This is a genomic window from Kitasatospora sp. NPDC057542 (genome assembly GCF_042801945.1).
Lineage (GTDB): Bacteria > Actinomycetota > Actinomycetes > Streptomycetales > Streptomycetaceae > Kitasatospora.
In genome coordinates, this window is record NZ_JBHVFE010000046.1 from 20972 (window position 1) to 31342 (window position 10371).

Genomic DNA, 10371 nt, shown 5'->3' on the forward strand with positions numbered 1-10371 from the left:
CACCTTTGGTAAAGACCAAATCTGCAAGTCAGGGCACCGCGGTCCGCCTCGCGGCGAATCGCAGCTCCTTGCCCTGCTCCGCAGGAGTTCCGTTTCTCCCCCCGCAAGCGGGAGGTACCCCACCCCCGGCTGAAGCCAGGGGTATCCACGGAGGTATCCGATGACCGGAAATCTGCTGCACGTCAATGCGACGGTGACCTGCCCGCACGGCGCCCAGGCGACGGTCCGGCCCGCCCAGGCGCGGGTGCTGGTCGCCGGCCAGGCCGTCACCAGTACGGCCGACCCGTACACCGTGACCGGCTGCCCGTTCAACGTGGCCGGCAAGCCGCAGCCCTGTGTGACGGTGCGCTGGGTGCTGCCGTCCGCCCGGATCCGGGTAAACGGCTCCCCCGCGCTGCCGCAGTCCGCCATCGGGCTGTGCCAGAGCGCCGAGCAGGTCCCGCAGGGGCCGCCGGTCGTGACCGTCGTCCAGCAGCGGGCGGAGGGCGTATGAACACCGGGCCCATGAACACCAGGGGTGCGCACGCCGCACAGCAGCCCGGGCCCGGCGCCGACCCGACGGCTCCGCTGCACGGTCCGGCCCGGACGGACCTCGCGTTCCCGTTCCGGATCGACAGCCGCGGGCGCACCGCCGAGGCGGCGTACGACGACCATGTGCGCGACCTGATCGAGCAGTTGCTGTTCACCAGCCCCGGCGAGCGGGTCATGCACCCGGACTTCGGCTGCGGGCTGCTCGACCTGGTCTTCGCGCCGAACAGCCCGGAGCTGGCGGCCACCCTGCAGCTGTCCGTCCAGGCGGCGCTGCAGCGGTGGCTGGGCGACGTCATCGAGGTCGACGGGCTCGACGTGGAGAGCGAGGACAACGTGGTGCGGGTCGAGCTGGCCTACGTGGTCCGCCGGACCGGTACGCAGCGGCAGGACGTGTTCGAGGGCGGGGTGGCGGCATGACCGGGCGATCCGAGGAACCGACGGCCCGGTGCGGGACGGAACAGTGCGGGACGGAGCTGCGGCGCGCCGACGTGCGCGCGGCGCACCTGCTGGGCCTGGACGGCGCCGAGCCGGAGGACGACGGACGCACGCTGACGGTGACCTTCCTCGGCCGGGCGCCGAGTGAGCTCGGCCCGGAGAACATCCGCGTCGACGGCGGCCGCCGGATCACCGGACTGCGCGCCCTCGCGGTCGAGATCGAGCGCGCGGACGACCCGGAGCTGGACGACCGGATGCACGTCACCCTCGACCGGGTCGGCGACACCTCCCGCTACCGGCTGGCCGTGGTCGAGGCGGACGCCTACGGCCGGCCGGGCACCCGGCCGTACCCGGGCTTCGACCCGAGGTACGCGAGCACCGGGTTCGCCTTCGGCGCCGACTGCCCCTCCCCCTACGACTGCCGCACCGAGGAGAGCTGCCCGCCCGCCGCCCCGGCGTCCGCCGTCATCGACTACACCACCCGCGACTACGAGAGCCTGCGCCGGCTCGTGCTGGACCGGATGAGCCTGACCACCCCCGGCTGGACCGAGCGGCACCTGCCCGACCTCGGCATCACGCTGGTCGAACTGCTCGCCCACACCGCCGACCAGCTCTCCTACCAGCAGGACGCGGTGGCCACCGAGGCGTACCTCGACACCGCCCGCCGCCGGGTGTCGGTGCGCCGGCACGTCCGGCTGATCGACTACGCCGTGCACGACGGCTGCAACGCCCGGGCGTTCGTCGCCCTGGCGACGGACCGCCCGCTCACCCTCCACCCCGGCAGCTTCCGCTTCGCCGCCGTCGACGTCAGCCGGCTCGGCCCGCAGGAACGCCCGGAGCTGTCCACGGTGATCCCCGACGAGCAACTGGACGCGCTCACCCGGACCGCGGCGGTCGAGGTGTTCGAGCCGCTCGGCGGAACGGACCTGGTGCTGCGCCCCGAGCACAACACCATCCGGTTCTGGACCTGGGGCAACCAGGACTGCGTCCTGTCGAAGGGCGCGACCTCCGCCACCCTGCGCGACGACTGGCACCAGGCCGACCGGCCCGAGGACCGCACCCGGCACCTGGCGCTGCGCCCCGGCGACCTGCTGGTCGTCGAGGAGGTGCTCGGCCCGCGCACCGGCGCCGCCGCCGACGCCGACCCCGCGCACCGCCAGGCCGTCCGGCTCACCTCGGTCACCCGCCTGGTCGACGAGCTGTACCAGCAGCCCGTGGTCGAGGTCGAGTGGGCGCCGGAGGACGCCCTCTCCTTCCCGGTCTGCCTGTCCGCACGCGGCGGGAGCGACTGTGGCCCGATCACCGACGTGAGCGTCGCCCGCGGCAACGTCGTCCTGGTTGACCACGGCCGCTCGCTCACCTTCTGCGGCGGAGCCCCGGAGACCTTCGCGGTGCCGCCGGAGCCGGTCCGGGTGGCGCCCTGCGGGCCGGACGGATCCGGCTGCGCGGACCGCACCGGGGGCAGCCCCGCGGCGGAGGCGATCCACGAACTGCTCGACCGGACCAGGACCGGCCGCCAGCTCGGCCCGCAACAGGTCCGCGAGCTGTACGCGCTGCTCGGCGAGGCGGCGGTCCGGCGGGCCGGGCTGAGCATCCAGCTCGCGCCGGGCGCGAGCGCGGAGGGCGAGGACGGCCAGGGCACCGTGGTCGAGCCGCCCACGGCCGACGCCCAGGCGGCGACGCTGGAGGCGCTGCTCGACCAGACCCGTTACCCCGTCCTGCCGCAGCCTTTCCGCCCGGTGCTGCGCTACGCGCCGGTGACCCAGGCGGCCGCCTACCCCGACCGGGCTCACGTCTGCGCCCGGCAGGCCGCCCTGCTCGCCGGCATCCCCGAACGGGTCCGCCAGTGGCTGGAGGAGCTGTGGCACCGGGCGGACTGCGGCCGCCCCCTCTCCCGCGCCGAACTCGCCGAGCTGACCCTGCTGTTCGGGGCCCAGGTGGTGCACGAGCTGCACCTCGCCGAACGGCCCGCCGCCGGGCTGCGCGAACTGCTGGCCCGCCGCACCCGCCTGCTCGCCGCCAAACTGCGCCGCCTCGAGGTGCTCACCGCCCGGGCCCGCTCCGGCGGGGTGCTCCGGCGGCCTGGCGTCTGGGAGGTGGCGCAGAGCTGGGGCGGGCGGTACGCCTCCGGGCTCGACCCCGACTCCCCCGCGTTGGCCGGCCCGGCGTCCGGGATCGCCGTCCAGGACCCTCGTGCCGCACTGCCGGCCGTCCGGGCCACCGCCGGGGGCCAGGAGTGGACGCCCCGCCGGGACCTGCTCGCCGACGGCCCGCGCGACCGGCACTTCGTCGGCGAGCCGGAGGACGACGGCCGCCTCGCGCTGCGCTTCGGCGACGGGCGGCACGGTCAGCCGCCCCGGCCCGGCGCGGAGTTGCGGGTCGCCTACCGGATCGGCAACGGCACGGCCGGCAACGTCGGCGCGGAGGCCATCAACCACCTGGTGGTCTGCCAGGACCAGCCGCCCCACCTGAGGGGGCGCAGCACCGCCATACCTCCGCAGGACGCGCTGCTCCGGGTCCGCAACCCGATGCCCGCGAGCGGCGGCACCGATCCTGAACCGCTCGACCAGGTACGGCAGTTGGCCCCGCTCGCGCTAAGCCGCACCCGGCTCCGCGCCGTCACCGCCGCCGACTACGCGGAGCTGGCCGCTGCCCTGCCGGGCGTCCGGCGGGCCGCCGCCGAACTCCGCTGGACCGGCAGCGGCCAGGAGGTCCACGTCGCCGTCGAGCCGTACGGGCACGCCACCGCGGACACCGCCCTGCTCGAAGCGGTCGGACACGGCCTGGAGGCGTACCGCCGGATCGGCCACGACCTGGTCGTCCGCCCCGCCCTGGTGGTGCCGCTCGACCTCGAACTGCAGGTCTGCGCCGCCCCCGGCTACCAACGCGGCCACGTGCTCGCCGAGTTGCGGCGGGTGCTGGGCAACCGCGCCTTGCCGGACGGCCGCCTCGGCTTTTTCCACCCGGACGCGCTGGGCTTCGGCGAGCCGGTGCGGGTCTCCCGGCTGGTGGCCGCGGCCGCCGCCGTACCGGGCGTGGTCAGTGCCCGGGTCACCCGGCTGCGGCGGCAGTTCGGGCGGGACGACGGCGAGCTGGCCGACGGGCTGCTGCGGCTCGGCGCGCTGGAGATCGCCGGCTGCGACAACGACCCCGACTGGCCGGAGAACGGCCGGCTCTCGATCGTGATCGGAGGTGGCCGATGAGCGGCCAGTGCACCTGCGGCTGCGCGGGCACCGCCACCGCGACGCCGGTCCCGCTGTTCAACCCGCCCGGGTTGGACGCCATCGGCTACCGGGTCGGCAGCTACGGGGAGTTCCTCAACAGCCTGCTCGCCCGGCTGTCCGGACCCGCCTACCCGGCGCTGCGCGACCTGACCGTCCGCACCCCGGACGACCCGGCGATCGCGCTGCTGGACTCCTGGGCCGTGCTCGCCGACGTGCTCACCTTCTACTCGGAGCGGATCGCCAACGAGGGCTACCTGCGCACCGCCACCGAGGAGGGCTCGCTCACCCTGCTCGGCCGGCTGGTCGGGCACCGGCCCCGGCCCGGCGTCGCCGCCGACACCTACCTCGCCTACACGCTCGACCACGACCCGCGGGCCGCCGAGGACCCGACCGTGACCATCCCGCGCGGCGCCCGCAGCCAGAGCGTCCCCGGCCCTGGCGAGGACCCGCAGTCCTTCGAGACCGCCGAGGACCTCGCCGCCCGCTCCGCCTGGAACGAACTGGCGGTGCTGCGCCGCCGCCCGTACCAGCTGACGCCCGGACAGCTGAACCCCGGCGGCCGGGCCGAGCTGTTCGCCGCCGGCACCGCCAACAACATCAAGCCCGGCGACCGGCTGCTGTTCGTGTTCAACGCCGACAAGGCCGCCGACCCGGTCCACCGGGTGCTGCGGCTGGTGCCCGAGGTGCGGCTCGACCGCGAGAACGACGTCACGGTGATCGGGCTGCCCCGGGACCTGCGCACCCTCAAGGACCTGCGCGCCGAGCTGGCGGACTGGATCACCGTCTCCGAGAACGCTCCGAACCCCAGGCCCGGGCACAGCCGGATCGTCCGGGACTTCGACGACCAGGTGCTGGCCCCGCTGCGCGCCGACCTCGACCGGCCGTCCGGCCCGCTGAGCACCCCCGCGGACTTCGCCGACCGGCTCGCCCCGGTGATCGCCCGGTCGGCCGAGGCCGCCGAACTGGCGCGCTCCCAGCAGCCAGTGGCCGACTGGTTCGGACGCCTCGGCGACGAGCTGTCCGGCCTGCGCAACCGCGCCCACCAGCTGGAGCCGCCGCAGGCTCCCGACAAGCCCGGACCGCACCCTCCCGGCATCGGCACCGCCGACCCGGCCGTCCGCGGACTCGGCTCGGTGCTGGCGGCGCTGCGCACCGCCCCCACCCGGCCCCCGCTGAGCGCCCGGGACCTCGCCCGCGACCCGCGGCGCCTGTTCGCGCCCGGCTCGGACCTCGGCGTGCAGCTGCTGTCCGCACTCGACCCCCGGCTGCGCGACGGCCTCTACCCCGCCTGGCGGCGGGTCGACCTGACGGCGCCGCTCGCCGTGCACGAGATCCAGGCGATGCGGGTGGTCGCCACCCCGTTCGGCGCCACCGCGCCACTCAAGCCTGTCTACGGCAACGACGGCCGGATCGACCGCTACGTGGACTGGCCGCTCTCCGGCAGCACGCTGATCGGCGTCCGGGTCGGCTTCGACACCGCCGGCACCGTCCCGAAGACCGCCGACTTCACGTACGTCGAGGCCGGCAGCCTGACGCACAACGGCTTCTCGCTGCCGTGGGACCACACCTTCCCCTTCGGGCCCGGACAGGTCAAGGTGGTCACCACCGAGCCGCCGGCGCCGCAGCCGAATCCGCACGCCGCCGCCGTGCGCGCCGCCGTGCCCGCTCCCGACCAGGAGGCCGGGGTCAGCGCCAAGTTCCTGGCCGAGCTGCCCGAGCGCACCGTCTTCGTGTCCCGCCCGCAGGCCGACGGCCGCATCCACGTGAAGGTCGACGGCGGGCCCGGCGCCGCGCTCGACTACCAGCTCGACCCGGGCCAGGAGAAGACCGGCGAGTCCGGCGAGCTGAACGTCCGGGTCCACCGCTACAGCGCCACCGACGAGTCGCCGCCCGCGGTCGAGGTGGTGTTCACCACGAAGCTGCAGCCGGTCTCCGGCACGGTCCTCACCCTCGACGCCGTGTACGACCAGATCGCGCCCGGCAGCTGGGTGGTCATCCAGCGCCCGCGCAAGGGAATCGACGGCGGCATCCCGGGCAGCCGCGACCTCGCCGAGGTCATCACCCGGGTGACCGACGTACGCGTGATCTCCCGCGCCGACTTCGGCATCACCGGCAAGGTAACCGAACTGTCCCTGCAGCAGCCGTGGTTGGACGAGAAGGACACCCAGCTCTCGGACATCCGGGACGCCACCGTCTACGCCCGCGGCGAGTCGCTGCGGCTCGCCGACGAGCCCGTCACCGAGGAGGTCCACGGCGACCGGATCGAACTCGCCCGGCTCTACGACGGGCTGACCCCCGGCCGGTGGATCGCGGTCAGCGGCGAGCGGACCGACATCCCGAACACCGCCGGGGTCCGGGGCACCGAACTCGCCATGATCGCCGGCGTCGAGCAGAGCGTCGACCCGCGCCTGCCCGGGGACACCGTCCGCACCACCATCACGCTCAGCGCCCGCCTCGCCTTCCGCTACCGGCGCGACACCGTCCAGGTCCTCGGTAACGTGGTCCGCGCCACCCAGGGCGCCACCCGCGACGAGGCCATCGGCAGCGGCGACGCCGGCCTACCCGGCCAGCGCTTCACGCTGTGGCAGTCGCCGCTCACCTGGCTCGCCGCCGACACCCCCAGGGGCGCGCGCAGCACCCTGGAGGTCCGGGTCGACGGGGTGCGCTGGCACGAGGTCGACAGCCTCGCCGGGCGCGGCCCGGACGAACAGGTCTACGTCACCGCGACCACGACCGACGGCCGCACCACCGTCACCTTCGGCGACGGCGTGCACGGTTCACGCCTGCCCACCGGCCGGGAGAACGTCCGCGCCCGCTACCGGATCGGCATCGGCGAGAGCGGCAACGTCGGCGCCGGACGGATCACCCAGCTCACCACCCGCCCGCTCGGCGTCTCCGCCGTCGTCAACCCGCTGCCCGCCACCGGCGGCGCCGGACCGGACGGCCCGGGCCTGGCCAGGCGCAACATCCCGCTCGCCGTCACCGCCCTGGACCGGCTGGTCTCGGTGCCCGACTACGAGAACTTCACCCGCTCCCGGGCCGGCATCGGGCGCGCGAGCGCCACCCGGCTCTCGGACGGCAGGCGGGAGCTCGTCCACGTCACGGTGGCCGGGGTGGACGACATCCCGCTCACCGCCGACTCCGACCTGATCCGCACCCTGCGGTCCTCGCTCACCACCTACGGCGACCCGAAGCTGCCGGTCGAGGTCGCGCTGCGCGAACTCGTCCTGCTGGTCGTCGCCCTGAGCGTCAAGGTCGACCCGGACCACTCCTGGGACCTGGTCGAACCGGCGCTGCGCCGCGCCCTGCTCGACCGGCTCGGCTACGCCGGGCGCCAACTCGGCCAGAGCGCCCACCTGTCCGAGGTGCTCACCGCCGCCCAGGCCGTCCCCGGCGTGGACTGGGTCGAGGTCGACGCCTTCACGGGCGTGCCCGGCAGCCTCACCCCGGAGGGCCTGGAGCACCTGTCCGAGCGGCTCGCCCAGCCGCAGCCGACCGTCCCGGCCCGACTCGCCCGCTTCGACGAACAGCGGTACCGGGTGCGGGGCCCCGAAGGGGAGACCCTTACCGAGGTCGCGGCCCGCAACGGCATCTCGGTCGCCGAGCTGCTGCGTCTCAACCCGTCCGTCACCGACACCCAGCCGCTGCCGCCCGGCCGCGTGGTGACGGTGTTCCGCGGCATCCGCCCGGCCCAACTCGCCCTGCTGTCACCGAACCTGCCCGACACGTTGATCCTCAAGGAGGTGCTCCGATGACTCGTGATCCGGACGGACTGGTGGAGCTGCTGCCGCAGTGGCACCGGCTGCGGGACGCCGAGGCGGGCGAGCCGCTGCGCGCCCTGTTGGCCGTCATCGCCGAGCAGGTCGACGTCGTCCGCAGCGGCGTCGAACAGGGCTACCAGGACTGGTTCGTGGAGACCGCCGCCGACTGGGCCGTCGCCTACCTCGGCGACCTGGTCGGCTACCGGATCCTGCCCGGCTACGAGGAGGTGCTCGCCACCGGCCTGAACGGTGGGGCCTCCCCGGAGCGGGCCGCGGCCCGCGACCGGCTCGCCGCCCGGCTGGCGCCGCGGCACGACGTCGCGAACACCGTCGCCAACCGCCGGCGCAAGGGCACGCTCGCCCTGCTGGAGGAGCTGTCCGCCTCGGTCGCCGACTGGCCGGCCCGGGCGGTGGAGCTCTCCCGGCTGCTCGGCGGCACCCAGCCGGTGCGGCTGCTGCGCCCGGACGAGGAGCCGGCCGACCGTCAGCGGCTGAGCCGGGGCCGGCTGGTCGACGTGCGGCGCGGCGCCGAGCTGGACCTGCTCGGCGGGCCCTTCGACGGGCAGGCGCATACCGCCGACGTCCGCCGGGCCGCCTCCACCCGCCGCCAGGGCGGCTACACGCCGGCCGGTGTCGCCCTGTACGTCTGGCGGCTGAAGCCGTACCCGGTCACCCGGGCACCCGCGTACTGCATCGACCGGGCCAGGAACCTCTTCACCTTCTCGGTCCTCGGCAACGACGCCCAGCTGGTCGCCAAACCCGAGCCGGAGCCGTCGACCACCCACCTCGCGACGATCGACAACGTGCCGGCCCCGATCCGGCGCCGTCAGCTCGCCGAGCGCCTGGCCGACTACTACGGGCCGGGCAAGAGCTTCGCCATCTGGCGCGACGGCGCCCAGGAGCCGGTCCCGCCCACCGAGATCACGGTGGCCGACCTGAGCGACTGGACGTACCGGCCCAAGCGCGGGCAGGTCGCCGTCGACCCGCTGCTCGGCCGGATCGCCTTCGGCGCCCGCTCCGCCCCGCGCCGCGGCGTCTGGGTCGACTACCACTACGCGTCCGGCGACGACACCGGCGGCGGGGAGTACCCGCGCGACCGCCCGGAGGCCCGGCACCGGACGGTCTACCGGGTCGGCCCCGGCGGGCCGTACGAGCGGATCAACGACGCCTACCAGAAGTGGCGCGCCGACCAGGAGTCCGGCAGCGCGGGCGGCGCCGCCGTCATCGAGATCACCCACAGCGGCGCCTACCAGGAACAGGTGGACTTCGACCTGGCGGCCGACGACCGCCTCGAACTGCGCGCCGCCGAGGGCACCCGGCCGGTGATCCGGCTGCTCGACTGGTACAGCAACCGGCCGGACGCACTCAACGTCCGGGGCGTCTGCCCGGGCGGGCAGCTGGTCCTGGACGGGCTGCTGATCACCGGTCGCGGGGTCAACGTCACCGGACCGCTGGCCTCCGTCACCCTGCGGCACTGCACCCTGGTGCCGGGCTGGTCGCTGGAGCCGCACTGCGAACCGCACTCGCCGCAGGAGCCCAGCCTCGTGCTGGACCACACCACCGCCTGCGTGAAGATCGAGCGCAGCATCCTGGGCACGATCCAGGTCGTCGGCGACGAGGTCGACACCGACCCGCTGGAGATCCACCTCGCCGACAGCATCCTGGACGCCACCGGTCCCGAGCGCCCTGCGCTCTCCGGGCCCGACTGCGAGCACGCCTACGCGCTGCTGCACGCCCACCGATCCACCGTGGTCGGCGAGGTGCACACCCACGCGGTGCCGATCGCCGAGGACTGCGTGTTCACCGGGCGGCTGCGGGTGGCCCGCCGCTCGCTCGGCTGCCTGCGGTTCTGCTACGTCCCGCCGTGCTCGCGCACCCCGCGCCGGTACGAGTGCCAGCCGGACCTGGTGCGCTCGGCGGTGACCGAGCTGGTCGAGCGCGGCGAGCTGGACCCAGCGCAGGCCGCCCGACTGCGCGAGCTGGAGGCCGAGCGGGTCCGCCCGCTGTTCACCAGCCTGCGGTACGGCACGCCCGGCTACGGCCAGTTGGCCGCCGGGTGCGCGCCGGAGATCACCCGCGGCGCCGAGGACCGCTGCGAACTCGGCGCCTTCCACAACCTGTTCCAGCCCCAGCGCGAGGACAACCTGCGGGCGCGGCTGGCCGAGTACACCCCGGCCGGCACCGACGCCGGGATCTTCCACGCCTCCTGACCCGCTCCGAGTGAATCCGAAAGGGAAACCGTGCACGCAGACTTCTCGCGCCTGACCTTCCGGCCCGGCAAGCACTACTCCGCGGTGCTGACCCAGCAGGGCCGGGTCCAGCTCGACGCCGACGCCAACGAGCAGGCCGCGATCGAGCGGTACCAGCTGCGCGCGCTCGCCGCCGACCTGATCGGCCGCCGCGGCGGACCGGCCGCGGCG

General features: G+C 74.9%; 6 protein-coding genes. All 6 read left to right on the forward strand.

Annotation, left to right across the window (positions count from 1 at the left end):
- Positions 1-160 precede the first annotated feature (160 nt).
- A complete protein-coding gene (locus ACFU7Y_RS08955; RefSeq protein ID WP_224282776.1) occupies positions 161-493 on the forward strand; it encodes a hypothetical protein in 333 nt (110 codons plus the stop codon).
- Positions 490-948: a GPW/gp25 family protein gene (locus ACFU7Y_RS08960; protein WP_380767042.1), complete on the forward strand. Its 459-nt coding sequence runs from the start codon at positions 490-492 to the stop codon at positions 946-948. Before ACFU7Y_RS08955 ends, ACFU7Y_RS08960 begins: the two co-directional genes overlap by 4 nt.
- Positions 945-4169 (forward strand): putative baseplate assembly protein, encoded by a 3225-nt coding sequence (locus ACFU7Y_RS08965; RefSeq protein ID WP_380767043.1) that lies wholly within the window; start codon positions 945-947, stop codon positions 4167-4169. Before ACFU7Y_RS08960 ends, ACFU7Y_RS08965 begins: the two co-directional genes overlap by 4 nt.
- Positions 4166-7945 (forward strand): putative baseplate assembly protein, encoded by a 3780-nt coding sequence (locus ACFU7Y_RS08970; RefSeq protein WP_380767045.1) that lies wholly within the window; start codon positions 4166-4168, stop codon positions 7943-7945. Before ACFU7Y_RS08965 ends, ACFU7Y_RS08970 begins: the two co-directional genes overlap by 4 nt.
- Positions 7942-10161: a hypothetical protein gene (locus ACFU7Y_RS08975; RefSeq protein WP_380767048.1), complete on the forward strand. Its 2220-nt coding sequence runs from the start codon at positions 7942-7944 to the stop codon at positions 10159-10161. Before ACFU7Y_RS08970 ends, ACFU7Y_RS08975 begins: the two co-directional genes overlap by 4 nt.
- 30 nt (positions 10162-10191) lie before the next feature.
- Positions 10192-10371, forward strand: a 180-nt coding sequence (locus tag ACFU7Y_RS08980; protein ID WP_380767050.1) for a DUF6519 domain-containing protein, incomplete at its 3' end; no start/stop codon positions are given.